The following is a 25,273-nucleotide window of genomic DNA, read 5'->3' on the forward strand; positions in this document are numbered from 1 at the left end:
TCAGTTGTCAGTATGGCACGAACTGTTTGGCCGGGAGTCAAGCGGAGTTATCTGGTTGTTTTGACGGCAAGAATAGGCAGAAAAACCTGATAAAAAGGGTGGAAAAAGGGGGCGAGTGGTTATCCCTTCTGGCGACCAAACGCCTGAATGCCGCGCACCAGTACCAGCCAACCGAGCAGATGGAAAGGGAGGGCAAGCAGATAGAGCAGCAGGAAGTGCGACTCGCAGCCACTGCTGTTGATGAAGTCGATCCAGGCGGCCAGCAGCGCCAGCATGCCGGCAATCTGGAAGCGGCGGCGCAACACCACCTCGACGCCGAGATTGGCAAGGTAGAGGGTGAGCAGGATGCCAGCAAATCCGGTGAGCTGGGCGGTGCCGTAGAGCTCGCGATCCGGGTTGAACAGCAGCGCAATCAGGGGAGTAATGCCCTGATCCAGCGGGATCAGGGCCAGCAGCCAGCATGCAATCAGAAGCAGGGCTGTCTTCATCGCGGGCTCAGTCGGCGGACGGTGCCGGTTTGACCAGAGAGAGGTAGTTGGCATCCATCTTGAGGAAGACCCCCAGCAGACGGGCACTGGCGCCGTAGAAGCCAAACCGGTCGGCGGCGCGACAGGCGCTTTCGAACTTGTCGAACCACCCCAGCAGATGACCGTGCAGCAGTGCTTCCTGCTCGTCGAGCCAGCGTTCCCGCTCGGCCGCGCTCTTGGCTTCCGCCGCACGAATGATGAGATTGCCCATCAAATCCAGCTCGATGGCCAGATGGTCGGCAGGCTCTTTGTATTTATCGCTGACATTGATACCAAGGCGATCGAGGCGGGCCTGCATCTCGGCCATCGGGGCCTGCATCAGCAACTTGGCCTCGCCACGGTAGAGCGATTCGTAGGGCAGGGCGCCCTGCTTGGGATCCACCAGAAACAGACCGGCGAAGTCGGCGGCGAGTTCCAGTTGGCGATCCGGGCGCACCAGCAGGCGGGCGATGGCATCGTTGAGTTCGGCCACGGCTTCACGCATCGGATCCAGGGTGGAGAGGCTTTTCAGGAAGCTTCGCACGTCATAGGTGTCATATTCGGCGATCTGCTCATCACTGAGTTCGGCGGCGAACAGGGTGGAGAACCACCAGTAGAGTTCGGCCCGGCGTTCGCTGGTAGCCATAAATTCCTGCATTTTTCCTCCGTGGATGGCAATCGGGAGCCTTGATGGCTCCCGATTCTAACGACTTTAAAAATAAAGGAAACTCAAGGGGGCGCTTTCGTCCCCCCGGGGTCAGAGTGCCGGGAACATGGGGTCGATGCCCTTTGCCGATTTCGGCGCGCCAAAGGCAGTGACGGCGGGTGCCTGTCCGCGGAACTTCTCGATCTCCACCAGCGCGGTATGGGCCGTGGTAGCCTGCGCCAGGCTGGAGGAGCCGATGTCGGCGGTCAGCACGTTGGGATCGCCGTAGGTACAGAGAGTCCCTACCTTGCCGCCCTCTTGCGGGCCATACCAGGCCCCTTCCTGAATGCGCACCACCCCAGGGGCGTAGTCATCGCTCACCACCAGACCGGCCAATACCTGACCGCGGCCGTTGAACACCCGCACCAGATCACCGTCCTTGAGGCCGCGGGATTTGGCATCCTGCGGATTCATATAGACAGGTTCGCGACCCTGCACCGTGTAGGTGGCGCGGTAGTTGTCGGAGGAGCAGAGCTGGCTGTGCAGCCGCTTGTCCGGGTGGCAGGATTGCAGGTGCAGCGGGTACTGTTTGCTGCCCGGCCCGCCGTGGGAACGCTCGTAGGGTTCAATCCAGACCGGGTGGCCCGGGCAATCCCCATAGCCGTAGTTGGCGATGGTCTTGGAGTAGATCTCGATAAGGCCGGACGGGGTACCGAGCGGTTCCAGATCCGGCTCCTGACGGAACGACTCGTGGCGCACCCAGGGTTGGCCTGCCGGGAAGGTGACGAAGCCTTCGCCGTGCCAGAACTGGCTGAAACGGGGCAGACGAATGCCGATGCCGCGGCCCTGCAGGCGGGCGTCGTCATAAATGCTCTGGATCCACTCCAGCTTGCTCTTGCCACCGGTGAACTCGGCCTCGCGACCGAAGCGACGGCAGAGATCGGCGAAGATGTCATAGTCATCGCGTGCCTCGAACAGCGGCTCCACCACCTTGTACATGGCCAGAATGCCCGCATTGGAGTGAGAACCCCACTGCTCGATGTCATCCCGCTCGTAGGTGGTGGTGGCGGGCAGCACGATATCGGCGAAGCGGCAGCTGGCGGTCCACTGGTGATCGATGCTGACCACGGTTTCCAGCTTGCGCCAGGCCGCGACCATCTTGTTGCGATCCTGCTGGTGGTGGAACGGGTTGTTGCCGCAGAACACCGCCATCTTCATGTGGGGGTAGGTGATGGTCTGGCCGTTGAAGGCGATCTGCTTGCCCGGATTGAGGATGCAGTCGACGAAACGGGCCACCGGAATGTACTTGGAGTAGCCCTTCCAGTCGCCGTCATGGATCGGCTTGACCCCGGGAATGACCGAGCTGAAACCGGACATGATGGGGCCGCTGGAGGTGATGGTGCCCGCTCCGTTGTAGTGCCAGCCAAAGCCGTAACCGCCCCCCGGCAGGCCGATCTGGCCAATCATCGAGGCCAGAACCACCAGCATCCAGGCGTACTGCTCGCCGTGGTGCATGCGCTGTACACACCAGCCGCCGATAAGCTGGGTGCGGCCGCTGCTCATGGTGCGGGCCAGCTCGCGGATGGTCTCGGCTGGTACGCCACAGATGGCGGCGGCCCACTCGGCGTCCTTCACCTGACCATCGCTGGTGCCCAGCAGGTAGGGCAGGAACTTGTCAAAGCCGGTGGTGTAGTTCTTCAGGAACGCCTCGTCGTGGCGCTTCTCGCTATACAGGGTGTGGGCGATGCCCAGCATCAGCGGTACGTCGGTTTGCGGATTCAGGGTCACCTGATCGCAGTTGAGGTACTTCTGGGTCTTGGATTTGACCGGGTCGACACTGATCACCCGGATCTCGCCTTTGGCCACCTTCTCTTTGAGTTGGGCCCAGTAGTCGTAGACGCTGTGATCCGGCACCAGCCAGCCCACTTGCAGGTTCTTGATGGGATCAGAACCCCAGATGACGATGGTCTTGCTGTGTTCCAGCACCAGCGGCCAGGAGGTCTGCTGCTCATACACCTCCATGGCGCCCGCCACGTGGGGCAGGATCACCTGGGCGGCACCGGTGGAGTAGTCACCAGCCTTGGCCAGATAGGTGCCGTGCAGGTTCATGGCGCGCCCCAGCATGGCACCAGCGGAGTGCAGTTTGCCTACCGACTGCCAGCCGGAGTGGCCGGCATAGAGGGCGCTCGGGCCATAGGTTTTCTGCACCCGTTCCAGCTCGTGATAGAAGAAGTCCAGCGCTTGGGACCAGGTGACCCGCACGAAGCGGTTCTGGCCGCGTTCGCTGGTGTCGGACTGGTGGCCCTTGCGTAGCCAGTCCAGTCGCACCATGGGGTAGCGGATGCGGGAGGGGTTGTAGACCACCTCACTCAAGGCCTTGAGCATGTCGGTGGGGTGCTTGTCATGCTCGAACGGCAGGGTCTCGACCCAGCGGCCATCGACCACCCGGGCACGGAAGGCGCCCCAGTGGGAACCGGACTGCACCAGTTTTTCGCCGGACTCGGCGGCCATCACGGCGCGACCGAGCAGGGAGGGGCCGATCAGGGCAGAGGCACCGCTGGCCAGCAAGCCACCCAGAAAACCACGACGGGAAATATTGATCATCTTGTTATTCCTCTTTCGAATCCGGACTTAGTGGCTGCCCTGACCACCGGTATCGGCGGCATGATTTTGCAGGTATTTGAGCAGGGTGCGCTCCTCTTCCTTGCTCAGGCGATAGTAGGCAGACATCGCCTTGAGCCCCGAGATCCAGCCGTTGGCAGTGAAGTGAGCGGGATCCGGCGCGCCGTGGCAGGAGTTGCAGGTGGATTTGTACATCTCGCCGGCGTAATCCCAGATCGGTTTGAGCGAGGATTCAAAGCCCTTGCCATCGACCCAGGCCTGCACCTGAACCTGTTCCCACTTGATATGGGTGGCGCTGTCGGTCTCCTGCTTGAGCACTTTCTCGCTCGCTTTCAGTTCATCACGGATGGTGGCGACGAAGACCCGCTTGCCCATGTATTCGCTCAGCACCCGGCCCTTGCCATCGCTCTCGCGCCACCCTTCGATGGTCACCTTGAGGCGATCGCCGCTGCGGTCCACCACGTCGATGCGGGAGGCGGGCAGCAGTTTGCCGACCGGGTCGGTGCTCTGTTCGCTGGCGTAGAGATCTTTTTCACCCAGGTTGTAGAGGGTCTCGGCGGCTGGCGCCTCTTGCGTGTCGTTGACCAGGGTGGCGTAAGTGGCCCGGAAGCCGCCCGCCATGTTGGGCAGTTCGTGGGCGATGCCCTTGTGGCACTCGATGCAGTTCATGTTCTTCGCCGCCGCATCTTTCATCGCCAGCGCTGCCGCCGGGGACTGCTTGGCGTGATCCATGTTGTCGTAGCTGTGGCAGGACTTGCAGGTCTTGGAGTTCTGGCTGCTCATCCGCGCCCACACCTTCTCGGCCAGATGCAGACGCCGGTCCTCGAACTTCTCCTGGGTGTCGATGCTGTGACCTATGTACTCCTGATAGAGGTCGTTGGCCGCCTCCATCTTGCGGGCCACCTTGCCGACGAAATCCTTCGGCTGATGACAGTCGGTACAGACCGCCTGTACCCCTGAGGCATTCTTGAAGTGGATGGACTCCTTGTACTCCGGATAGACGGTGTCTTTCATGGAGTGGCAGGAGATACAGAATTCGAGGCTGCTGGTTTTCTCAAAGCCGTAGTGCAGGCCGACGGTGCCCGCGAGGGTGACGCCGACGCCCACCAGAAGCAGCGCCAGTACCGACCAGCGACGGCTGGGGGTGCGCAGGAAGTGCCACAGTTTTTTCATCATGCTCTCTCACATCACTTTTTTGATGGGAGCCATGATAGGGAGGCGTTGTGAACAGGGCTGCCGCCACAAATTAATGAAATAGGGGTATTTATGACAAAATGTGAATAGAATAATCCTCCCTTGTCGACCATCGTGAACCCTGCCCATGAGCTACCACATTCTGGTTGTTGAAGATGACGCGGTTACCCGCGAGAAGCTGACCGGCTATTTCGAGCGGGAGGGCTATCGGGTGACTGCGGTCGAAAACGGCCAGGAGATGCGCGCCGTGCTGGCGGAGCAGAGGGTCGATCTGGTGATGCTGGATATCAATCTGCCGGGAGAAGATGGTCTGCTGCTGACCCGTGAACTGCGGGCGCGCAGCACGGTGGGGATCATTCTGGTCACCGGCCGCAGTGATGCGGTAGACCGGATTGTCGGCCTCGAGATGGGGGCCGATGACTATGTCACCAAGCCGTTCGAGCTACGGGAGTTGCTGGTGCGGGTCAAGAATCTGCTGTGGCGGATCTCGCTGGCGGCCGCCGCGCCGAGCGAGCCTGCGGTCGCTGACGATGCGGTGCGCTTTGGCCCCTGGCGTTTTGATATTCCCCGCCGCCAGCTCAGCAAGGACGGGGTGCCGGTTCGTCTGACCAAGGCCGAATATGAAGTGCTGGTGGCCTTTGTCGCCCATGCCGGGCGGGTGCTCAGTCGGGAGCGGATCCTGACCCTCATCAGCCATCGCGGCGATGGCCCGAGCGATCGCACCATAGACGTGTTGATCCGGCGGCTGCGCGGCAAGATGGAAGCGGATCCGCGGGATCCCCAGCTGTTTGTCACCGTCCATGGTGAAGGCTATCTGTTTGCCGGTGAGATAGCCTCCTGAGCCCGTTACGGTGGCCTTGACCTGTTTGACCGGGTATCAGACCGGCGGGCGGGTATCAAATTGCGGGCAGTCGTCGCCAATCTGGTGCCAGGGCGCCTTGGAGCCGACAAAGATGTGAAACGCGGGCCGCTGGCTCGGCACATCGTCCAGTACCCCGAGGCGCAGGTTGATCTTGCCGCTGCTGCTCTTCTGGCTGAACAGGCTGGAGCCGCAGTGGCGGCAGAAGGCCAGGGTGGTCTCTGCCGATTTCTGGTAGCGGCTGATGGCATCAATGCCCTTCACTATGGTGACCTGGTTGCCATCCAGTCCGCCGACCGAGGCGTAATCTCCCCCTGAAAACTTGCGGCATTCGCTGCAGTGGCAGTTCCCCATATAGTCAAACTGATCCGGCAGGGTCAGGGCGACGGCGCCGCACAGGCAGCTGGCATGTAACTCTTTCATCTCTTCTCCTTGAGTGTGCTAATCGGATTTGGAACGGCTATTCGACCCGATAGACGGGGCGAAAAGCGCCATCCGAGAGGGAATCGGCGGGGTCGGCCAGCGGTGCAGACAACGTCAGAATGGGTGGCCCCATCACCCGCGGGCACTGCTCGGCACTGGCATCCGGGTGTTGCAGCAGGCAGACCGCCTGAGCGACCGCAAGGCACCCCTGCAGCCGCATCTGATCGCTGTTGGCGGCCAGGATCTTGCCCCGGCGCAGGCTCCGCTGTACCCCGTGGCTGAAGTAGGTGCTCAGCACCTGAGGCCTGTCGATATGGCGCTGCGCCAGCTCGTTGACCGCCACTTCGGCGGCGATGGCGCCTCCCACCAGATAGTCGAGGTCGGGATAGCGGGCCAGCGTCTGCTGCACCAGCGTGCGCTGGATTTCCCGGCTGTTGTCGCCGCGCTCGGTGGTGACCAGCTTGATGGCGCTCCCCTTGATGGCGTCGGCAAAGCCCGGCTCGACAAAGTTGTTGCCGCCGCTTGCCTGCGGGCCGGGGAAGAGGGCGACCGAGACCGGTTTGCTGCCGGCGGGGTGGCGCTGCGCCAGCCAGTGGCCAATCTGCCAGCCCATCTGGTACCAGGAGACTCCCACCTTGGCCTGCACCAGACCGCTGGGCAGATCGTTGACCAGTCCAAAGACCGGCAGCGGCGTGACCTTGATTGCCTCGCGCAAGCCCTGATAGCTCACCGCGCCGAGCAAGATGGCGTCGCTCCCTTCCTGCACGCAGCGCAGCAACTGCTGGCGCTGCTCGGCGAGGGCACCGTAACCCCCTGCTTCGTGGAGCTGCAACTTGACTCCCAGCCGCTTCGCCTCGTCAACCATGCCCTGATTGACCGAAAGCCAGTAGGCGTCGCGCAGATGGGGGTAGAGGGCACAGAGGGTCAGCGGTTTGGTTGCCGCAGCGGGTTCCTGCCACTGCTGGCGCAGCGGCTGGCCGCTGAATTCGCCGCCGGGCCAGATATCGACCGTAAAGGCGAGGGCGGCGCGGGGAAGCATTAGCAACCAGATCAGCAACAACGGGGAGAGATAGACGCTTCGCATGGCCAGGGGTTTTGTTAAAGTGTTGGGCCATATTATCCGGTCAAAGCCGACCACAACCAAGGGACTTCCCGTGAGAATCTTTTCCGGCCTGGGTGGCAAGTTGCTGCTGGCCTTCTCCCTGATGGCGTTGCTGACCCTGAGTGCCTCCCTGCTGGGCTGGGTGGGGCTTAGCCATCTGCGCCAGCTGGAGCAAGGGGTACAGCAGACGTTGGCCGATCAGGAGCTGGCCCGCACGCTCTCTCGCCTCAGCGGCGAGATCCAGAGCGCGTCGCGGCTGCTGGCCACCGCAACCAGCGAGCAGGAGCGGGAGCATCAGGGGCGCTTGCTCACTCTGCAGGGGCAACAGTTGCAGCAGGTACTGGCACAACTTGGCCGTGGGCAGGGTTCAACAAGCCTCGATCAGCTCAACCAGAGCATTATCGGTAATCTGGGTCAGCAGGGCTGGCTGGTGGGGGAAAGATTGACCCTGATGGCGCAAGGGGAGGCGCAGCGGTCCCGTCTGGTGGCGGCGGCCGGACAGATCGCCGAGCTGGCGCGCAGCCAGATGGAGAACGCCGAAACCGTGATGGTGGCGGGATTGGATTCCCTCTACCAACAGCAAGGCGCGCAGGCGGCCCGGACGCTGGACCGCCTGCTGGAACAGGATCTCGACTGGCTGGAGCAGATGACCGAGCTGCGCCATCGCACCCTGATGCAACAGCAGCGCATCGAGGAGATGTGGCGCAGCGAACGGCAGGAACAGTTGCAAACGCTATTACAAGAGGGGCAACGGGAGCTGGCCATCTTGCAACTGCGGGCCGGGGCGGTGACCGATCCGGCTCGTCGTCAGGCGGTGGAGCAGGCGCTGACCGTGCTGGTGCAGAGCGACAAGCTGGTGCAACTGCGCAGCGACTGGCTCGGCAAGGGGGAGGCGCTGCGGGTGCTGGCCAATGCCAATGAAGCCCTGATGAGCAGTCTCAATCAGCAGGTCGGAGAGCTGGTCAGCCGTGCTCGCGATTCGCTGGGGCAGAGCCAGCAGGCGCTAAGCCAGCGTCTCAGGCTGCTGGAGCAGGCGTTGATGGCCATTGGCCTGTTTACGCTGGTCCTGCTGATGCTGCTGATGTGGCGCATGGTCTACGGCCGGATCGTCTGGCCGCTGCAACGGGCGGTGGCGGGGATGAGCCGGTTGGCGCGCGGGGATCTGGCCCCCCTTGAGCCGATCGCCAGCACCGGGCGCGATGAGCTGGCGGAGTTGGGCCGGGCCCTGCAGGTGTTTCGTGACAATGCGGTTGAGCTGGGCCGTTATCAGCGCGAGCTGGAGTCGCGGGTCGAGGAGCGCACCGGCCAGCTCAGCCACGCCAACGAGCGGCTCAATGAGGAGGTGGAGAAGCAGCGGCAGGCCCGCGCCGAGGCAGAACAGGCCAACCGCGCCAAGTCGGTGTTTCTCGCCACCATGAGCCACGAGATCCGCACCCCCATGAACGGCATTCTGGGCGGTCTAACACTGCTGGAAGATACCCACCTGAGCGATACCCAGCAGCGCTATCTGGCCGCCATCGAGCACAGTGGCGAATCCCTGCTGGAGATCCTCAACGACATTCTCGACTACTCCAAGATAGAGGCGGGCCATGTGGAGGCGCGCCGCGAACCCTTCCCCCTGTTCCAGCTGGTGGATGAGCTCAGCGCGTTGTTCCGGCCAAAGGCTGCGGCCAAGGGGGTCACCCTGGCGCTGGAATATGCGCCCGGGCTGGCGCCTGTGGTCGAGGGGGATCTGGGCAAGCTGCGCCAGGTGCTCGGCAACTTGCTCGGCAATGCGGTCAAGTTTACCGCCCGTGGCCAGATTACCCTGGCGGTGGCGCCTCTTGCCTGCCAAGGCCCTTGCGCCGAGCCCTGCATCCGCTTCGTGGTGCGCGATACCGGCCCCGGCATTCCGGCCGATGAGCAGGAGGCGGTGTTCGAGGCGTTTCGCCAGCGCAAGCGTGATATAGGCCATCAGGGCGGCACCGGGCTGGGACTGGCGATCAGCCGTAAGCTGGTGACTGCCATGGGGGGCGAGCTGAACCTTGTCAGCGAACCGGGCAAGGGGTGTGAATTCAGCTTCAGCCTGCCCTTGCAACGCTCGAGTGCCCAGCTGCCTGCCGAGGCGCAACCGCTGCACCTTGGCAAGTCCCGTGACATCCTGCTGGTGGAGGATAACGAGATCAACCGGTTGGTGGCGCACGGCATGCTGACCCGCCTCGGCCATCGCGTCACCCTGGCGGAGGATGGTCGCAGCGCACTGGCGCTGGTGACCGAGCGTCCCTTCGAGCTGGCGCTGCTCGATATCAATCTGCCCGATATGGACGGCATGACCCTGCGCGAGGATCTGGCAGCCATCAGCGAGGAGATGCATGAGCGGCCGCTGCCCGCCATCGCCATCTCGGCCCAGATGTATCCGGAGGATATCCGCCACTGCCTTGCCGCCGGGTTTGTCGATTTTGTCGGCAAGCCGGTGCGGCTGGCGGTGCTGGCGAACGCCATAGATCAACTATTTCGACAAGAAGGGGCCTCTATTGAGCCGCAGGTGCAGTTATCAGTAGCCGTGCCCCCAATTAACCAGCCCGGGTGGGCCAATCCGGTACTGGATGCCGATCTGCCCCTGCTCGGCATGGCGCGGATCCGCCAGCTGGTCGCGCTGTTTGAGTCGCAAGGGCGGGTGTTGGTGGATAAGTTGGCTCAGGGTGAGGGAAGTGAGCAACGTCAGCTGGCGCACAAGCTCAAGGGGAGTGCGCTGGCGCTTGGGTTGACCGAATTTGCCAGCCACTGTGCGGCTCTTGAGGCGGGGGGCGGTGAGCCTGCGACAATCGGGGCGCAATTTGACGCGGCGGTGAGCGGGTTGCAGCTGTGGCTGGCGGCCAACAGGGATTCGCCGTTCTGATCCCTGCTGGCGATGTACAACGTTCATAGGGGGTGGACAGTCCCTGCGCCGTTTATTCGATCTCCCGAAATAGCACCTGCTTGCACTTGGCACAGACCCATTCCCGGCGAAAATCGGTCAGGTGCACCATGCCTACCTCCAGCAACTCGTGGTGGCCGCAGTGATAACAGAAGATGATGTCGCCATCGACTGATTCAGGGTGGGCCGCCAGATATTCGGCTTTGGTGGGGAGTTGATCCCACGAGGTGGTGGGGACATGTTTGCGTTGGCTGGTGTAGTAGACCCAGTAGAACAGAAAAAAGACAGCCAGGATCACGAATGTCAGCAGATGGTCCATCTTGAACTCCTCCGGTTAGGTGCAGCCCCTCGGATGCATGGCTGCAATCAGCTCCATCATCATTAAATTTGTTTCGAATGAATATGTTACAGGATGGATAAAGAGGGCGTTGTGATCCCCTTCGGGTTTTGCCCGCCCGCCGCGGGATGAAAAATGTATCGTTTGGCGGAGCGGCCAGGGTATTGAACGGGGAGGGAATCTTGCTTTTTACAACATAAATTCAACATTTTTTTAGGTGGTTGGACTGTCTCTTTGATCCAGCTCACGTTACAATGCCCGCGCCCACTTCACCTAACGCGCAAACGATTTTCAGGAGAGAAACGGATGTTGAAACGTGACATGACCATCGCCAATTATGATCCGCAATTGTGGCAGGCCATCACAGACGAAACCCGTCGTCAGGAAGAGCATATCGAGCTGATTGCGTCTGAGAACTACACCAGCCCCCGTGTCATGGAAGCCCAGGGCTCCCAGCTGACCAACAAGTACGCTGAAGGTTACCCCTCCAAGCGTTACTACGGTGGTTGCGAGTATGTGGATGTGGTCGAAACCCTGGCTATCGAGCGCGCCAAAGAGCTGTTCGGTGCCACTTACGCCAACGTGCAGCCGCACTCCGGCTCCCAGGCCAACAGTGCCGTTTACATGGCACTGCTGCAGCCGGGCGACACCGTACTGGGCATGAACCTGGCCCACGGCGGTCACCTGACCCACGGCTCTCCGGTCAACTTCTCCGGCAAGCTATACAACATCGTGCCTTACGGTATCGATGAGTCCGGCAAGATCGACTACGACGACATGGAACGTCAGGCTGTCGAGCACAAGCCGAAGATGATGATCGGTGGCTTCTCCGCCTACTCCGGCATCGTTGACTGGGCCCGAATGCGCGAAATCGCCGACAAGGTCGGTGCCTACCTGTTCGTCGACATGGCCCACGTGGCTGGTCTGATTGCCGCTGGCGTCTACCCGAACCCGGTTCCCCACGCTCACGTGGTCACCTCCACCACCCACAAGACCCTGGCCGGTCCGCGCGGTGGCCTGATCCTCTCCGCCGCTGACGACGAGGAACTCTACAAGAAGCTCAACTCTGCCGTCTTCCCGGGTGGTCAGGGTGGCCCGCTGATGCACGTCATCGCCGGTAAAGCCGTTGCCTTCAAAGAGGCGCTGGAGCCGGAGTTCAAGACCTATCAGGCTCAGGTTGTCAAGAACGCCAAGGCGATGGCTGCCACCTTTATCGAGCGCGGTTACAAGATCGTCTCCGGCGGTACTGACAACCATCTGATGCTGGTTGACCTGATCGGCCGCGAGCTGACCGGTAAGGATGCTGACGCTGCGCTGGGTAAAGCCAACATCACCGTCAACAAGAACTCCGTGCCCAACGACCCGCGTTCCCCGTTCGTCACCTCCGGTGTGCGGATCGGTACCCCGGCCATCACCCGCCGTGGTTTCAAGGAAGCCGAGTCCATCGAGCTGACCCACTGGATCTGCGATGTACTGGACAACCACGACAACGATGCCGTGCTGGCCACCGTGCGTGAGAAGGTGCTGGATATCTGCCGCCGCTTCCCGGTTTATGGCTGATAAGCCAGACCATCCGGTTTGAGACCAATGCCACCTTCGGGTGGCATTGTTTTTTCTGGCGTTGGGCAACACGAGATGGATGAGATTGAACCACGAAGAGAAGTTACCGAGCGAAGAGGCACACTCCTGCGCAGAGCGGGACAAGGTGCTGGAGGCGGAGCTTCGGCTGGCAATCCGCGCCCAGTATCACTTTCGTGCCAGTGAGCAGGGGCTGCTGGCATGGGATGTACGGCGGTTGGTGCGACTGAGCCGTGATCTGCCGCTGCAGGCGGTGGCATTGCGACATTGCCGAGCTCGACCGTGATCACTGGTATGGCCATGGCAGCGCCACTCCTACGGTGCGCAGCGTAGTCGAGCACTGCCAGCTCATCATGGCGGCGGATCTCGCCTACCCGATCATTCTCGACAGCGCCGGTCGGGTGATGGATGGCATGCACCGGATAGGCAAGGCATTGATGCTGGGTCATGACTATATCGATGCGGTGCAGTTTACGGTCGACCCAGCCCCCGATTATCTGGGTTGTGATCCTGATACTCTGCCTTACGACGAGTGAGTTGCCCATTAGTGATAACGAACAGAAAAATCACGCTTTTCCGCTTTTTACCACGGTTGGATGGCCGTGTTACACTGGCCGACCTAGATCCTGGCCCGCCGGGCCGGTCCCTGTTCCATTAACGCCGGAGGTCCGATGCATTGCCCATTCTGTAGTGCGGTTGATACCAAGGTGATCGATTCCCGTCTGGTGGCAGAAGGCCATCAGGTGCGCCGCCGTCGTGAGTGTCTGCTCTGTCACGAGCGTTTTACCACCTTCGAGATGGCCGAGCTGGTGATGCCCCGCGTCATCAAGTCCAACGGTTCCCGCGAGCCGTTCAACGAAGACAAGCTGCGCGCCGGCATCCTGCGGGCGCTGGAGAAGCGGCCGGTGAGCATGGAGGCCATCGAAAAGGCGGTCAACCATATCAAATCCCGCCTGCGTGCCACCGGTGAGCGCGAAGTCGCCTCCGAGCTGGTAGGCAATCTGGTGATGGATGAGCTCAAGAGTCTGGACAAGGTGGCCTATATCCGCTTTGCCTCCGTCTATCGCAGCTTCGAAGATATTCGCGAGTTCGGCGAAGAGATCGCCAAGCTGGAGAAGTAAACCGCCATTCTCACCCATGTTGCCGCGTCCGATTACGCTGCGCTAATCGAACCTACGATACTGCGTAAAGTCGAGATGTGTTGTCAAAGGAGCCCGAATGTTTAGTCAAGATGATTACCAATGGATGAGTCGGGCCCTCGAACTGGCCCGCCGCGGCCGCTACACCACGGCTCCCAACCCCTGCGTCGGCGCCGTGCTGGTCAAAGATGGCGTGGTGGTTGGCGAAGGGTGGCATCAGAAGGCGGGCGAGCCCCATGCCGAGGTCTATGCCCTGCGCGCCGCCGGTGACAACGCCCGTGGTGCTACCGCCTATGTGACCCTCGAACCCTGCTCCCACCATGGCCGTACCCCTCCCTGCGCCGAAGCGCTGATCAACGCCGGCGTGGCCCGGGTGGTGGCGGCCATGGTCGATCCCAATCCCCAGGTGGGTGGGCGTGGCCTTCGGATGCTCTCCGAAGCGGGGATCAAGACCGATTTCGGCCTGCTGGCGAGCGAAGCGGAAGCGCTCAACCCGGGCTTTTTCAAGCGGATGCGTACCGCCTTCCCGCGAGTGACCGTCAAGCTGGGGGCCAGTCTCGATGGCCGCACCGCCATGGCGAGCGGCGAGAGCCAGTGGATCACCTCCCCGGATGCACGCCGCGATGTGCAACGGCTGCGGGCCCGCCACGATGCGGTGCTCTCCAGCGCTGAAACCGTGCTGGCCGATGGTGCCTCCCTGACCGTGCGCTGGGACGAGCTGCCCCCCTCGGTCAAGGCGAGTTATCCCAAGGAGACCCTGCGCCAGCCGCTGCGGGTCATCGTCGATTCGCAAAACCGGCTCACCCCGGATCTGCCGCTGTTCCAGAGCGAGAGCCCGGTGCTGCTGGCCTGTCACAAGGCGTCCGGCGAGTGGCCCGAGTGGGTGCAGCAGCTGGAGCTGCCGCTGCTGGATGGCAAGCTGGATCTGGTCAGCCTCTTCATGCTGCTGGCCAAACAGAACGTCAACTCGGTGCTGGTCGAGGCGGGCCCGCGGCTGTGCGGCGCTCTGCTGGAAAAAGGGCTGGTGGATGAGCTGGTGCTCTATCAGGCTCCAAAATTGATGGGTGACGAGGGGCGTGGCCTGTTCCATCTGCCGGGTCTGACCCGGCTGTTCCAGGCCCCCAAGCTCGCCATAAAGGATGTGCGCATGGTCGGCCAAGATATTCGCATTACCGCCAAAATAGCCTGATTTATCAATGTTCAAGGGGGCATAATCAGCCCCCGTCATCAGCAAGGTGATCTGCATGTTTACCGGAATTATCGAAGCGGTGGGAACCCTGGCCGAGCTGCGCCGTCAGGGCGATGACATGGCCCTCACCGTCCACGCACCAGGTCTGGATTTTAGCGACGTCAAACTGGGCGACTCCATCGCCACCAACGGCGTCTGCCTCACCGTGGTGGCGCTGGGCGACAAGAGTTATACCGCCGACGTGTCGCTGGAAACCCTCTCCCGTACCGGTTTTGCCGCCGCCAGAGTGGGCGATCGGGTCAACCTCGAGAAGGCGCTGATGCCCACCTCCCGCCTCGGCGGCCATCTGGTCTCCGGCCATGTGGATGGGGTAGGGGAGGTGAAAAGCGTCTCCAGCAGCGGCCGCGCCATCGAGTACTGGATCAAGGCGCCGGGGGAACTCTCCCGCTACATCGCCGAGAAGGGCTCCATTGCGGTGGATGGCATCAGCCTCACCGTCAACGCGGTGCAGGGGGACCTTTTCCGCCTGACTATCGTGCCCCACACCGCGCAGGAGACCACCATCGCCAGCTGGAAGCCGGGTCACAAGGTCAACCTCGAGGTCGATCAGATCGCCCGTTATCTGGAGCGGCTGATGATGGGCAAGAGTCAGGAGAGCAGCGCCTCCACCCTGACTCTGGACAAGCTGGCCAAGGCCGGTTTTCTCTGATGGTCGGGGTGTTGGCCCCGACCAAAACGATTTTCTGTGATCCCGCTCCGATTGAAATGGGGCAATGCGCCCCAATCTAGAGCAGCATATCTCGCATTCCCGTTGAGCCTGCGGGCTCAATCCCCAAATAGACAGATGGAGTAGCCCATGGCGCTGAGCACAACCCAGGAAATCATTGCCGATATCAAGGCTGGCAAGATGGTGATCCTGATGGATGACGAGGACAGGGAGAACGAAGGGGACCTCATCATGGCCGCCTCCTGCGTCCGTCCGGAGGATATCAACTTCATGGCCCGCTACGGCCGTGGCCTCATCTGCCTGACTCTGACCCGGGATCGCTGCAAGCAATTGGCGCTGCCGCTGATGGTGGATCGCAACAATGCCCAGTTCTCCACCGCCTTTACCGTCTCCATCGAGGCGGCAGAAGGGGTGACCACAGGTATCTCAGCTGCCGATCGCGCGGTGACCGTACAGGCGGCTGTGGCGCCCAACGCCAAGGCGGCCGATCTGGTGCAGCCGGGCCACATCTTCCCGCTGATGGCGCAGGATGGCGGCGTGCTGACCCGTGCCGGTCACACCGAAGCCGGTTGCGATCTGGCCCGTCTGGCTGGTTTCGAGCCTGCGGCCGTCATCGTCGAGATCCTCAACGAAGATGGCACCATGGCGCGCCGTCCGGATCTGGAGGTGTTCGCCGAGGAGCATGGCATCAAGCTTGGCACCATCGCCGACCTTATCGAGTACCGCAACCAGCACGAGACCACTGTCGAGAAGGTGGCCGAATGCAAGCTGCCGACCGAGTTTGGCGAGTTCGACCTCATCACCTTCCGCGACACCATCGACAATCAGGTTCACTTCGCCCTGAAAAAGGGTGAGGTGCAGGCCGACCAGCCGACCCTGGTGCGCGTCCATCTGCACGATGTGCTGAGCGATCTGCTGCTGACCGACCGCCACGCCGCCCGCAGCTGGCCGCTGCCCAAATCCATGGCCCGCATTGCTGACGAAGGCGGCGTGCTGGTGATTTTGGGGGCGGAATCCCATGGCGCCGAGCTGCTGGCTAGGGTCAAGGGTTTTGAAGCCGCCGACAAGGGACTGGCACCGGAAGGAGCCAAGTGGCAGGGCACCTCGCGCCGGGTTGGCGTGGGCTCCCAGATCCTCAAGGCGCTCGGCGTGAGCAAGATGCGCCTGTTGAGCTCGCCGAAGAAGTACCATGCCCTCGGTGGTTTCGGTCTGGAAGTGGTTGAGTACGTCGGCGAGTAATTAATCTTTGTAGGATAAAAAAGATGACGCCATGGCGTCATCTTTTTTTCGTTGGTTTCAACGGCGACGCCGCAGCCAGGCTATTGGTATTAGTAACAGTGCTGCTAGACCGATAGAACCACCGCCGCCACCGCCACTACCTGATGTGGTTGTCGGCTGGGAGGGTTGGACGGGTTGCGGTGTAGGTTCAGGGATGGGGGCTGGTTCTTCTTTTGTTGTGATACCTATAAGTGCTGCTTCAAGTGTTGAAGCTCGTCCAGCAATGGTACTTTTCATACTAATGATTTCGGCACGAATAGAGTCAACAGCGTATTTGCCATCGAAACGAACGCGAATTGTGCAATCTTGGCCCGGTTTTAGTTCAACGTTACAGTTATTGGCTATTCCAGGTGCAGTAGTTACCAGATCACTCAGGGTTGCGTTGAACATGGTGCGGTTGACTAGTCTATATTCTGCCCAGCGGCTCTGGTTTGCCGGAACATTCAGTCCGCGTAGTGATGTAATGGTAATGTTGTGTTTTTGTTCGTTTATCCAATCGGCCAAAGCAGGTGCATAAGTGTATCCCCCTGCGGCTCCGGAAGCACATGGAAAGGCCCCATAGCTAGTGATGCCGACCAGCTGTCCCATATAAACCAATGGCCCCCCGCTATCGCCTTTGCAGGAGTCCTGCATCACGGTCTGCCCGGCAAAGATATGGCTCAGGGTTGTGTCTCCATACCATCTGTCCCTGTCGCCTTGATAAGGGAGGTCAATAGTCTGCAGTACTGGACTGTCAATAGTGGCCTGCGGATTGATGCCGCCATAACCGTAGGTTCGTAGTTGAGTTGGCCCAATCCATGTGTCTTTGGTATTTAATGGTGCCACAGTGATAGGAGCATTGGCTGTGGGTGTTGCCAGGTGCAGCAGGGCAATATCTTTTTCAAAGGTTGGAATATCAAAACCGAGGGATTTCAGACGATTGACCAGATATTCGGTATTCATCAAAACTTGGTCAATCGAAGTCCGTTGATGAGATTTGCTCAAGTCCGTTACGCCGATGGCGACTTCCATCTTGCCTACTTGCGGGTTTTCTACGCAATGGGCTGCTGTGACGACCCACTCACGATCGATAAGAGTACCGCCACAGTAGTTAAACCATGTTCCGTTAACATTTTCCCCAATGGCAACCATCCAGCTGGGAGCGGTAGTACCACTGCCGCCAATAATGCGTGGTGTGCTATTTGCGTGAGGCGATATAGCTGCGATGATTGCAGATATCAATGCCGCACGTTTTAAATACAACATTTCGAACTCCTTTCAGTGTGTTTTTATTTTACCGCACTGGAACGATGCGGTTGTGGGGGGGAGTATTATGGGTCTTATTGACTGGCTGTGAAAAAAGTTAATAGATGGAATTTGCCGGAGTTATGAAGCTGGTTTTTGTCGTGGGTCTGTTGTGCTAGAATGTGCGCACTTTTGACTCCGGCCCTTTTGATTGCACAGATACAGGATTTCCAATGAAGGTTATCGAAGGAAATATCGCCGCTCCTGAGGCGCGCGTTGCTATTGTTGTTGCCCGTTTCAACAGCTTCATCAACGACAGTCTGGTGAACGGCGCGGTGGACGTACTGAAGCGTCAAGGTCAAGTGCAGGACAGCAACCTGACACTGGTAAAAGTGCCGGGCGCGGTTGAAATGCCATTGGTCATCAAGAAGCTGGCCAAGAGTGGTCAATACGACGCCATCGTGGCGGTCGGTACTGTCATCCGTGGCGGCACCTACCACTTCGACCTGGTGGCAAACGAGAACAGCAAGGGCATGGCCCAGGTAATGATGGAATATGAAATTCCCGTTGCCTTCGGTGTGCTGACCACTGAAAACATTGAACAAGCCATCGAGCGTGCAGGTACCAAGGCGGGTAACAAGGGTGCAGAGGCTGCACTGGCTGCGCTCGAAATGATCAACGTCCTGAAAGAACTGGACGTGTAACGAGGAGAAGTACATTGAAACCGTCTGAGCGCCGTAAAGCCCGCCATTGCGCCACCCAGGCCATCTACCAGTGGCAGATGACCAAGGCTAACGTGGGTGACATCGAAGAGCAGTTCAAGATCGATCAGGACACCAAGGGTGTAGACCTGAACTATTTCCGCGATCTGCTGTTCGGGGTAGCCCTCCACTGCAGCGAGCTGGACAAGGTGTTTGCACCTTTCCTCTCCCGTCCTCTGGAAGAAGTGGACATGGTGGACAAGGCGATCCTGCGTCTGGCGACCTACGAGCTGACCCGTCGTGATGATGTACCGCCGCGCGTGGTCATCAACGAAGCGATCGAGCTGGCCAAAGCTTTTGCTGCCGATGACAGCCACAAGTTTGTCAACGGTGTACTGGACAAGGTGATCAAGTCGCTGAACAAGCGTTGATCCTGCTGTCCGTCATCATCTAAGAGAGGAGCCAGCTTATTGCTGGCTTTTTACTGTATGGGTGAATTTGAGCTGATTGATAAGTACTTCAAGGTCCCCCACGCCCGCAAGGACGTGGTGATGGGCCCTGGAGATGACTGTGCCCTGCTGACCCTGCCCCCCGATACCCAGCTGGCGGTGAGCACCGACACTCTGGTGAGCGGCGTACACTTCTTTCCCGACATGGATCCGGTGGATCTCGGCTACAAGGCGCTGGCGGTCAATCTCTCCGATCTCGCCGCCATGGGGGCCGAGCCGCGCTGGGTGTCGCTGGCGCTGACTCTGCCTGCCATCAACGAAGGTTGGGTCGCCGGGTTTGCCGAAGGGTTTCTGGAGCTGGCCGAGTACTACAATGTGGCGCTGGTGGGCGGAGACATGACCCGCGGGCCGCTCTCCATCACCATCTCGGTGAAGGGATCGGTGCCTGCTGGTCGCGCCCTGATGCGCAGCGGCGCCAAAGCCGGTGACGGCATCTATGTGACCGGCACTCTGGGAGATGCCGCGCTGGCGCTCTCCCACCTGCTGGGCAAACGCACCCTCAACGAGAACCAGCTGGCGGCAGTGCTGCCACGGCTCGACCACCCCCATCCCCGCATTCTGGCCGGACAGGCGCTGCGCGGGCTGGCGGGGTGTGCGCTGGATCTCTCCGATGGTCTGGCATCGGATCTCGGCCATATCCTCAAGGCGTCCGGTGTGCGGGCCCAGATCGATCTCGATCTGCTGCCGCTCTCGCCGGTGCTGCAGGATGCGGTGAGCGAGCAGGAGGCGTGGCAACTGGCGCTGGCCGGTGGCGATGACTACGAGCTCTGCTTTACCGTACCGGAGGAGCACCGTGGCGCGCTCGATACGGCGCTGGCCCACAGCGGGGTCAAGTTCAGCCGCATCGGCCGCATCGTGGCGGGCGAGCCGGGCATCGACTACCTGCGTGGCGACCAAGCGGTCGAGCTGCAGCTGAAAGGGTGGGATCACTTCGCATGAGTTTGTTCAGGATAAAGCCCGAGCTGACACGACTGGATCTGAAAAATCCGCTTCACTTTTTGGCGGTGGGGTTTGGTTCCGGTCTCAGCCCCAAGGCGCCGGGCACCATGGGCACCCTGGCGGCCATTCCGCTCTACCTGCTGGTGAGCGGTCTGCCGACCTATTGGTTTATCGCCTTGCTGGCGGTGGGGTTTGTGGTCGGTATTCGTATCTGTCAGAGCGCCACCGATGCCATCGGTATGCCGGATCACGGCGCCATCGTCTGGGACGAGGTGATCGGTTTTGGTGTCACCATGATCGCCGCGCCAGCCGGTTGGGAGTGGGTGGTGGCGGGCTTCGCGCTGTTCCGGTTGTTTGATGTGCTCAAGCCCTGGCCCATCTCCTGGTTTGATCGCCGGATCCACGGTGGCCTGGGCATCATGCTGGACGATCTGATCGCCGGCCTGTTCGCCCTGTTTTGTATGCAATTACTGGTATTCTGGCTCGGTTGAGAGCCACTTTCCGGGGGATGACCGTTCTGGCATCCCCCGATTTATATCTGCTTAATTTTCATTCATCGGCATATGCTGCCGTTTATCATCCATTTCACATAAATATTCACTACTCATTCGGGGCTGGTGATTGTTTTGGAAATAGTGATAAATGCTGCTTGTTGCGTTGTTGTTGAAATTAAAGTAATGATACCAATAGATGTGCGGACGCACCGGCCATTTGTGTGATGAAAATCATCATTTATCTCTGCCGAATTGGTGGTTATCTGCACAAAACATTGCGGAATTGTATAACTCAATCATTTACACCCGTGGTCAAACCGTCTAAGTTACTCGCGGGTTATTCCAAAAAAATGCAAAAAACCCGCCCGGATCGCTGGTTTCGCTGCCTCATGGATTGAGCAAATATTGCCCAAGGTAACAACCGGCATCTGCGGCTGATTTACGGACGAATTATTTGGGACGGATGTCCCCCGCAGAGGTAAACATGTCCTTGCTCGAAGTAAAGAACTTGCGGATCGAGTACCCCTCCCGCTACGGGGTGCTGGCCGCGGTGAAGGATCTCTCTTTCTCTATCGAAAAGGGTGAGATTGTCGGGGTGGTCGGTGAATCCGGCGCCGGCAAGTCCACCATCGGCAACGCCGTTATCGATCTCCTGAGCCCGCCGGGTCGCATCGCCCGTGGCGATATCTATCTCAATGGCGAACTCATCTCCGGCAAGAGCCAGAACGAGATGCGGGCCATCCGTGGCTCCCGTATCGGGTTCATCTTCCAGGACCCCATGACCTCCCTCAACCCGCTGTTCACCGTTGAGCATCAGCTGGTGGAGACCATTCTGGCCAATACCGACCTCTCTCGCGAAGCCGCTTTTGCCAAGGCATTGGAGCTGATGGGGGCGGTGGGTATTCCGCAGCCGGAGCTGCGCATCAAACAGTATCCGCACCAGTTCTCCGGTGGCATGCGTCAGCGGGTGGTTATCGCCATTGCGCTCTCCTGCGATCCGGAGCTGATCATCGCCGATGAGCCGACCACGGCGCTCGACGTCTCCATTCAGGATCAGATCCTCCAGCTTATCCGCGCCCTCTGTAAAGAGCGTCAGGTGGGCTGCATGCTGGTGACCCACGACATGGGCGTGGTCTCCAACGTTACCGACAAGGTGGCGGTGATGTATCGCGGCGATCTGGTGGAGTTCGGCCTGACCGAACAGGTGCTGGGCAGCCCCAATCACCCCTATACCCGCAGCCTCATCTCGGCGGTACCCCGCTCCGATGTGAAGCTGGTGCGTTTCCCGCTGGTTTCCTATATCGAGGATGCCAGTGCGCCGGATACCAATATCGACCTCAAGACCCACTGGCTCGGCCAGAGTCAGGACGAGCGTGCCTATGAAGGGGCGCTGCTGCGGGTGGAGAATGTCGATCTGAAGTTCGTTACCAAGGACTCCATCTTCCCGAGCCGTCGTCAGTATGTGCGCGCCTGCAACAACATCAGCTTCGAGATCTTCGAAGGGGAGACCTTCGGTCTGGTGGGGGAATCGGGTTCCGGCAAATCGACCATTGCCCGCGCCATAACCGGTCTCTATCCGCCTGATACCGGCAAGATTTTCTTCGAGGGGATCGATCTGACTGCCCTCAAGAGCGAGCGCGAGCGCCGCCCGCTGCGTCGCCAGATGCAGATGGTGTTCCAGAACCCCTATTCATCGATGAACCCGCGGATGAAGGTGCGCGACATCATTGCCGAGCCGATCCGCTTCCATCAGCTGGCGAGCAGCGAGAGCCAGATTGAGGGGATTGTCGGGGATCTGCTGGATCACGTGGGTCTCGGTCGTGGTGCTGGCCTCAAGTACCCCCACGAGTTCTCCGGCGGCCAGCGTCAGCGCATCTCTATTGCCCGCGCCCTGGCCACTCGCCCGCGCTTCCTTATCTGTGACGAGCCGACCTCGGCGCTGGATGTGTCGGTGCAGGCCCAGATCCTCAACCTGCTCAAGGATCTGCAGCAGGAGCTCAAGCTCACCATGCTGTTTATCAGCCACGATCTGCCGGTGATCCGCCAGATGTGCGACCGCATCGGGGTGATGCAGCACGGCCATCTAGTGGAAGTGGCCGAGACCGAGAAACTCTTTACCAATGCCGAGCATGAGTACAGCCGCAAGCTGATCTCCCTCATGCCGGAGTTCAAGGGAATGTCCCGCGAGGGGCTGGAAATCGCAAGCTAGGAGAGCGCCGGTGCGCCGGTCTGCTTGTCAAAAAAAGTGTCATAAGAAAGCCAAAAGCATGGAGAACAAGATGAAGAAAGGATTGTCCAAGATTGCCCTGGCGCTGTTTGCCGCCGGTTTCGCCTTCAGTGTCTCAGCCGCTGATATCAAGGTGGGTGTCGCCTCTGACGCCACTTCGCTGGATCCGCAGGAGCAGCTCTCCGGTCAGACTCTGGAGATGTCGCACCTGGTATTCGATCCCCTGATGCGTTACACCCAGGACTTGCAGTTCGAGCCCCGTCTGGCCGAGAAGTATGAGCGTATTGACGACAAGACCGTCCGCTTCCACCTGCGCAAGGGGGTCAAGTTCCACTCTGGTAACGATTTTACCGCAGACGACGTGGTGTGGACCGTCAACCGCCTGAAATCCTCCGTCGACTTCAAGGCGATCTTCGATCCCATCAGCGAAGTGAAGAAAGTCGATGATTACACCGTCGATCTGATCACCGCCAAGCCGTTCCCGCTGGTGCTGCAGACCGTCACCTACATCTTCCCGATGGACTCCAAGTTCTATACCGGCAAGACCGAAGCGGGCAAAGACAAGGCGGAGATCGTCAAAAACGGCGACTCCTATGCCTCTACCCATGTTTCCGGTACTGGCCCGTTCACCGTCAAGTTCCGCGAGCAGGGTGTGAAGCTGGATTATGCCCGCAACGCCAACTACTGGGACAAAGCCTCCAAGGGTAACGTCGAGAACCTGACCGTGGTGCCGATCAAGGAAGATGCGACCCGTGTTGCAGCCCTGCTGGGTGGCGACGTGGACATGATCTATCCGGTTGCGCCGAACGATCTGGAGCGCGTGAAGAATGGCAAGGACTCCCAGCTGGTTACCCTGTCCGGTACCCGTGCCATCATCATCGAGCTGAACCAGAACACCAATCCGGCGCTGAAAGACAAGCGCGTGCGTCAGGCGATCAACTATGCCATCAACCAGGTGGGTATCGTCGAGAAGATCAACAAGGGCTTCGGTACCCCTGCTGGCCAGCTGAGCCCGAAAGGCTATGCCGGTCACAACGAGGCGCTGGTGCCCCAGTATGATCTGGCCAAGGCCAAGGAGCTGATGAAGGAGGCCGGTTACGAGAAAGGCTTCAAGATGACCTTCATCTCCCCGGCCGCCCGCTACGTCAACGACGTCAAGATTGCCCAGGCGGTTTCCGCCATGCTGGCCAAGATCAACATCAAGGTGGATCTGAAGACCATGCCGGTGGCCCAGTACTGGCCCGAGTTTGACAAGTGCGCCGCAGACATGCAGCTGATCGGCTGGCACTCCGACACTGAAGATACCGCGAACTTCTTCGAGTTCCTGACCTTCACCAAGGATGCCAAGACCGGTATGGGCCAGTACAACTGCGCCGGTTACGCCAACGCCGAAGCTGACAAGCTGGTGATGGATGCCAACGCCGAGACCGATCCGGCCAAGCGTGCCGAGATGCTGAAAAAGGTCGAAGCCATGCTGATCGAAGATGCTGCCTATGTGCCGTTGCACTGGGAAGATCTGGCCTATGGCGCCAAGAAGAACGTCGACATCAAGCCGGTGGTCAACGTGATGAACTTCCCTTACCTGGGTGACCTGGTGGTCAGCAAGTAAGCGAACGTCGCAAGGAAGGACGGGGCGGGGTGGTCAGCTGGCCACTCCGCCCACTAACAGAAGCCTGTGCCACGACACAGGCCACGTAGAAGGACAAGCATGTTTACATTCCTGCTGAAACGGTTCTATCAGGCCGTGATAGTGATGTTCGTCATCAGCCTGGTCGCCTTCTCCATCCAGGACAACCTGGGTGACCCGTTGCGCGAGCTGGTGGGACAATCCGTCTCCGAAGCCCAGCGTCACGAGTTGCGCGAGAAGATGGGCCTTAACGATCCCTTCCTCATCAAATACAGCCGCTTTCTGAAAAATGCGGTGCATGGGGATTTGGGCACCTCCTATTTCTTCAAGCGACCCGCTCTCGAGGTGATCCTCGACAAGCTGGTGGCTACCCTTGAGCTGGTGTTTGCTGCCGCACTGATCATCGTGGTGGTCTCCATTCCACTCGGTGTCTATTCGGCGATCCGCCCGCGCAGCATTCCCACCAAGATCATCATGGCGGGGAGCAGTATCGGCATTTCGATCCCGGTATTTTTGACCGCCATCATGCTGATGTACCTCTTCTCCATCCAGCTGGGCTGGCTGCCAGCCTATGGCCGCGGCGAGACTCGCAACCTGCTGGGCTGGGAGTCGGGCTTCTTCACCTGGGACGGTATCCTGCATCTGATCCTGCCGGCGGTGTCCCTCTCTTCCATCATGCTGCCGCTGTTTATCCGGCTGGTGCGCTCCGAGATGCTGGAGCAGCTCTCCTCCGAGTACGTCAAATTCGCCCGCGCCAAAGGGCTGGATAACAACAAGGTCTACTATCAGCACGCTCTGAAGAACACCATGCTGCCGGTCATTACCGTCGGTGGGGTGCAGATCGGCACCATGGTGGCCTACACCATTCTGACCGAGAGCGTGTTCCAGTGGCCGGGCACCGGCTTCCTGTTCCTCGAGGCGATCCACCGGGTCGATACGCCCCTCATCACCGCCTACGTCATCTTCGTGGGACTGATCTTCGTGGTGACCAATACCCTGGTCGACCTGCTCTACGGGTTGATCAACCCGACCGTTAACCTGACTGCCAAGGGGTAA

Annotated in this window: 22 protein-coding genes and 1 pseudogene; 15 read left to right on the forward strand and 8 right to left on the reverse strand. The window is 60.1% G+C overall.

Features of this window, described 5'->3' with window-relative positions:
• Positions 1-119 precede the first annotated feature (119 nt).
• The 4 genes from AB5Y84_RS05460 to torC all read right to left on the reverse strand — a co-directional run bounded on the left by AB5Y84_RS05460 (position 120) and on the right by torC (position 4,950).
• Positions 120-488, reverse strand: a complete 369-nt coding sequence (locus AB5Y84_RS05460) for a hypothetical protein (RefSeq protein ID WP_064338674.1) — start codon at positions 486-488, stop codon at positions 120-122.
• Positions 489-495: 7 nt separating this feature from the next.
• Positions 496-1,164, reverse strand: a complete 669-nt coding sequence (gene torD, locus AB5Y84_RS05465; RefSeq protein WP_058057287.1) for a molecular chaperone TorD — start codon at positions 1,162-1,164, stop codon at positions 496-498.
• Positions 1,165-1,263: 99 nt separating this feature from the next.
• The gene (torA, locus tag AB5Y84_RS05470; RefSeq protein ID WP_368176531.1) at positions 1,264-3,756 is read right to left on the reverse strand and encodes a trimethylamine-N-oxide reductase TorA; all 2,493 of its coding nucleotides are present in this window, start codon (positions 3,754-3,756) and stop codon (positions 1,264-1,266) included.
• Between the two features lie 27 nt (positions 3,757-3,783).
• The gene (gene torC, locus AB5Y84_RS05475) at positions 3,784-4,950 is read right to left on the reverse strand and encodes a pentaheme c-type cytochrome TorC (RefSeq protein ID WP_368176532.1); all 1,167 of its coding nucleotides are present in this window, start codon (positions 4,948-4,950) and stop codon (positions 3,784-3,786) included.
• Positions 4,951-5,095: 145 nt separating this feature from the next.
• Here torC and torR point away from each other — a divergent pair, with 145 nt between their 5' ends.
• Positions 5,096-5,809 (forward strand): two-component system response regulator TorR, encoded by a 714-nt coding sequence (torR, locus tag AB5Y84_RS05480; protein WP_179903230.1) that lies wholly within the window; start codon positions 5,096-5,098, stop codon positions 5,807-5,809.
• A gap of 36 nt (positions 5,810-5,845) precedes the next feature.
• Here the strand turns inward: torR and AB5Y84_RS05485 are convergent, their stop codons facing one another.
• Positions 5,846-6,250 (reverse strand): GFA family protein, encoded by a 405-nt coding sequence (locus tag AB5Y84_RS05485; protein ID WP_368176533.1) that lies wholly within the window; start codon positions 6,248-6,250, stop codon positions 5,846-5,848.
• 37 nt (positions 6,251-6,287) lie between these two features.
• Positions 6,288-7,334: a TMAO reductase system periplasmic protein TorT gene (gene torT / locus AB5Y84_RS05490; protein ID WP_368176534.1), complete on the reverse strand. Its 1,047-nt coding sequence runs from the start codon at positions 7,332-7,334 to the stop codon at positions 6,288-6,290.
• A 70-nt stretch (positions 7,335-7,404) separates the two neighbouring features.
• Between torT and torS the strand changes: the two genes are divergently transcribed.
• The gene (gene torS, locus AB5Y84_RS05495) at positions 7,405-10,230 is read left to right on the forward strand and encodes a TMAO reductase system sensor histidine kinase/response regulator TorS (protein WP_368176535.1); all 2,826 of its coding nucleotides are present in this window, start codon (positions 7,405-7,407) and stop codon (positions 10,228-10,230) included.
• A gap of 52 nt (positions 10,231-10,282) precedes the next feature.
• Here the strand turns inward: torS and AB5Y84_RS05500 are convergent, their stop codons facing one another.
• Positions 10,283-10,567 (reverse strand): hypothetical protein, encoded by a 285-nt coding sequence (locus AB5Y84_RS05500; protein WP_368176536.1) that lies wholly within the window; start codon positions 10,565-10,567, stop codon positions 10,283-10,285.
• Between the two features lie 324 nt (positions 10,568-10,891).
• On the opposite strand from AB5Y84_RS05500, the gene glyA reads away from it, so the two are divergent.
• The 6 genes and pseudogenes from glyA (at position 10,892) to ribBA (ending at position 16,457) form a co-directional block, all read left to right on the forward strand.
• Positions 10,892-12,145, forward strand: coding sequence for a serine hydroxymethyltransferase (glyA, locus tag AB5Y84_RS05505; protein WP_005338884.1), 1,254 nt, complete (start codon positions 10,892-10,894; stop codon positions 12,143-12,145).
• 79 nt (positions 12,146-12,224) lie between these two features.
• Positions 12,225-12,699: pseudogene (locus AB5Y84_RS05510) on the forward strand (hypothetical protein).
• A gap of 135 nt (positions 12,700-12,834) precedes the next feature.
• On the forward strand, positions 12,835-13,284 hold the full coding sequence (gene nrdR, locus AB5Y84_RS05515; protein WP_005338880.1) for a transcriptional regulator NrdR: 450 nt from the start codon (positions 12,835-12,837) through the stop codon (positions 13,282-13,284).
• A 97-nt stretch (positions 13,285-13,381) separates the two neighbouring features.
• Positions 13,382-14,491, forward strand: coding sequence for a bifunctional diaminohydroxyphosphoribosylaminopyrimidine deaminase/5-amino-6-(5-phosphoribosylamino)uracil reductase RibD (gene ribD, locus AB5Y84_RS05520; RefSeq protein ID WP_368176537.1), 1,110 nt, complete (start codon positions 13,382-13,384; stop codon positions 14,489-14,491).
• A 55-nt stretch (positions 14,492-14,546) separates the two neighbouring features.
• Positions 14,547-15,200, forward strand: coding sequence for a riboflavin synthase (locus AB5Y84_RS05525; RefSeq protein ID WP_005358459.1), 654 nt, complete (start codon positions 14,547-14,549; stop codon positions 15,198-15,200).
• Between the two features lie 147 nt (positions 15,201-15,347).
• Positions 15,348-16,457 (forward strand): bifunctional 3,4-dihydroxy-2-butanone-4-phosphate synthase/GTP cyclohydrolase II, encoded by a 1,110-nt coding sequence (gene ribBA / locus AB5Y84_RS05530; RefSeq protein WP_005358461.1) that lies wholly within the window; start codon positions 15,348-15,350, stop codon positions 16,455-16,457.
• A gap of 57 nt (positions 16,458-16,514) precedes the next feature.
• Here ribBA and AB5Y84_RS05535 read toward each other — a convergent pair whose 3' ends face one another.
• Entirely contained in the window at positions 16,515-17,741 is a 1,227-nt protein-coding gene (locus AB5Y84_RS05535; protein ID WP_005338873.1) for a trypsin-like serine protease, read from the reverse strand.
• 212 nt (positions 17,742-17,953) lie between these two features.
• On the opposite strand from AB5Y84_RS05535, the gene ribE reads away from it, so the two are divergent.
• The 7 genes from ribE to AB5Y84_RS05570 all read left to right on the forward strand — a co-directional run bounded on the left by ribE (position 17,954) and on the right by AB5Y84_RS05570 (position 25,273).
• Positions 17,954-18,424: a 6,7-dimethyl-8-ribityllumazine synthase gene (ribE, locus tag AB5Y84_RS05540; RefSeq protein WP_005338866.1), complete on the forward strand. Its 471-nt coding sequence runs from the start codon at positions 17,954-17,956 to the stop codon at positions 18,422-18,424.
• Between the two features lie 14 nt (positions 18,425-18,438).
• Positions 18,439-18,852 carry a transcription antitermination factor NusB gene (gene nusB, locus AB5Y84_RS05545; RefSeq protein WP_005343514.1) on the forward strand — a complete coding sequence of 138 codons (414 nt, stop codon included), beginning with the start codon at positions 18,439-18,441 and terminating at the stop codon, positions 18,850-18,852.
• Between the two features lie 57 nt (positions 18,853-18,909).
• Positions 18,910-19,869, forward strand: a complete 960-nt coding sequence (gene thiL, locus AB5Y84_RS05550) for a thiamine-phosphate kinase (protein WP_368176538.1) — start codon at positions 18,910-18,912, stop codon at positions 19,867-19,869.
• A complete protein-coding gene (locus AB5Y84_RS05555) occupies positions 19,866-20,360 on the forward strand; it encodes a phosphatidylglycerophosphatase A (protein ID WP_368176539.1) in 495 nt (164 codons plus the stop codon). Before thiL ends, AB5Y84_RS05555 begins: the two co-directional genes overlap by 4 nt.
• A gap of 487 nt (positions 20,361-20,847) precedes the next feature.
• Entirely contained in the window at positions 20,848-22,572 is a 1,725-nt protein-coding gene (locus AB5Y84_RS05560; protein ID WP_100654430.1) for an ABC transporter ATP-binding protein, read from the forward strand.
• A 70-nt stretch (positions 22,573-22,642) separates the two neighbouring features.
• The gene (locus AB5Y84_RS05565) at positions 22,643-24,199 is read left to right on the forward strand and encodes an ABC transporter substrate-binding protein (protein ID WP_103250977.1); all 1,557 of its coding nucleotides are present in this window, start codon (positions 22,643-22,645) and stop codon (positions 24,197-24,199) included.
• A 99-nt stretch (positions 24,200-24,298) separates the two neighbouring features.
• Complete coding sequence (locus tag AB5Y84_RS05570) at positions 24,299-25,273, forward strand: ABC transporter permease (RefSeq protein WP_005349514.1); 975 nt, start codon at positions 24,299-24,301, stop codon at positions 25,271-25,273.

Source organism: Aeromonas sp. s11 (genome assembly GCF_040907945.1).
In the GTDB taxonomy this organism is placed as follows: Bacteria; Pseudomonadota; Gammaproteobacteria; order Enterobacterales; family Aeromonadaceae; genus Aeromonas; species Aeromonas veronii.

Bases quoted from the DNA above. Each gene is read 5' to 3' on its own strand.
- AB5Y84_RS05460 (WP_064338674.1), bottom strand. From the start codon at position 488: ATGAAGACAGCCCTGCTTCTGATTGCATGCTGGCTGCTGGCCCTGATC.
- torD (WP_058057287.1), bottom strand. From the start codon at position 1,164: ATGCAGGAATTTATGGCTACCAGCGAACGCCGGGCCGAACTCTACTGG.
- torA (WP_368176531.1), bottom strand. From the start codon at position 3,756: ATGATCAATATTTCCCGTCGTGGTTTTCTGGGTGGCTTGCTGGCCAGC.
- torC (WP_368176532.1), bottom strand. From the start codon at position 4,950: ATGATGAAAAAACTGTGGCACTTCCTGCGCACCCCCAGCCGTCGCTGG.
- torR (WP_179903230.1), top strand. From the start codon at position 5,096: ATGAGCTACCACATTCTGGTTGTTGAAGATGACGCGGTTACCCGCGAG.
- AB5Y84_RS05485 (WP_368176533.1), bottom strand. From the start codon at position 6,250: ATGAAAGAGTTACATGCCAGCTGCCTGTGCGGCGCCGTCGCCCTGACC.
- torT (WP_368176534.1), bottom strand. From the start codon at position 7,334: ATGCGAAGCGTCTATCTCTCCCCGTTGTTGCTGATCTGGTTGCTAATG.
- AB5Y84_RS05500 (WP_368176536.1), bottom strand. From the start codon at position 10,567: ATGGACCATCTGCTGACATTCGTGATCCTGGCTGTCTTTTTTCTGTTC.
- glyA (WP_005338884.1), top strand. From the start codon at position 10,892: ATGTTGAAACGTGACATGACCATCGCCAATTATGATCCGCAATTGTGG.
- nrdR (WP_005338880.1), top strand. From the start codon at position 12,835: ATGCATTGCCCATTCTGTAGTGCGGTTGATACCAAGGTGATCGATTCC.
- ribD (WP_368176537.1), top strand. From the start codon at position 13,382: ATGTTTAGTCAAGATGATTACCAATGGATGAGTCGGGCCCTCGAACTG.
- AB5Y84_RS05525 (WP_005358459.1), top strand. From the start codon at position 14,547: ATGTTTACCGGAATTATCGAAGCGGTGGGAACCCTGGCCGAGCTGCGC.
- ribBA (WP_005358461.1), top strand. From the start codon at position 15,348: ATGGCGCTGAGCACAACCCAGGAAATCATTGCCGATATCAAGGCTGGC.
- AB5Y84_RS05535 (WP_005338873.1), bottom strand. From the start codon at position 17,741: ATGTTGTATTTAAAACGTGCGGCATTGATATCTGCAATCATCGCAGCT.
- ribE (WP_005338866.1), top strand. From the start codon at position 17,954: ATGAAGGTTATCGAAGGAAATATCGCCGCTCCTGAGGCGCGCGTTGCT.
- thiL (WP_368176538.1), top strand. From the start codon at position 18,910: ATGGGTGAATTTGAGCTGATTGATAAGTACTTCAAGGTCCCCCACGCC.
- AB5Y84_RS05555 (WP_368176539.1), top strand. From the start codon at position 19,866: ATGAGTTTGTTCAGGATAAAGCCCGAGCTGACACGACTGGATCTGAAA.
- AB5Y84_RS05560 (WP_100654430.1), top strand. From the start codon at position 20,848: ATGTCCTTGCTCGAAGTAAAGAACTTGCGGATCGAGTACCCCTCCCGC.
- AB5Y84_RS05565 (WP_103250977.1), top strand. From the start codon at position 22,643: ATGAAGAAAGGATTGTCCAAGATTGCCCTGGCGCTGTTTGCCGCCGGT.
- AB5Y84_RS05570 (WP_005349514.1), top strand. From the start codon at position 24,299: ATGTTTACATTCCTGCTGAAACGGTTCTATCAGGCCGTGATAGTGATG.